Source organism: Curtobacterium sp. 18060 (assembly GCF_902706105.1).
Taxonomy (GTDB): Bacteria; Actinomycetota; Actinomycetes; order Actinomycetales; family Microbacteriaceae; genus Curtobacterium.
This window is the reverse complement of sequence record NZ_CACSJV010000115.1, coordinates 1-462: the sequence shown is the minus strand read 5'-3', so window position 1 is coordinate 462 and position 462 is coordinate 1. Positions and strand designations below refer to the sequence as shown.

The following is a 462-nucleotide window of genomic DNA, read 5'->3' as shown; positions in this document are numbered from 1 at the left end:
GAACTGGAAGAGATCGACCTGAACCTGCTGGTGGTTTTCCAGCAGCTGCTGGTCACGCGCAAGGTATCGCAGGCCGCCGAGAACCTGGGCCTCACGCAGCCGGCGGTGAGCAACGCCCTCGCGCGGCTGCGGCGCCTGCTGGGCGACGAGCTGTTCCTGCGCACGGCCCACGGCATGCAGCCCACGCCCTACGCCGACCAGCTCGCGGAATCCGTGTCGTACGCGCTCGCGATGATCCACGGCGCGCTGAACCACAAGCTGGGGTTCGACCCCGCCACCAGCCGGCGCGTGTTCAAGGTGGGCATGACGGACATCGGCGAGATCTACTTCCTGCCGCGCCTGCTGGAGCGCCTGGCCCAGGTGGCGCCCGGCGTGCGCCTGACCACCGTGCGCAACTCAGCGACCGACCTGAAGGACGCCATGGAGGCCGGCAAGGTGGACTTGGCCGTCGGCCTGCTGCCG

Annotated in this window: 1 protein-coding gene; it reads left to right on the top strand. The window is 69.5% G+C overall.

Annotated features, from left to right (window positions below):
• A partial coding sequence (locus GVL05_RS19815) for a LysR family transcriptional regulator (protein WP_159574245.1) occupies nucleotides 1-462 on the top strand: 462 nt, incomplete at both ends.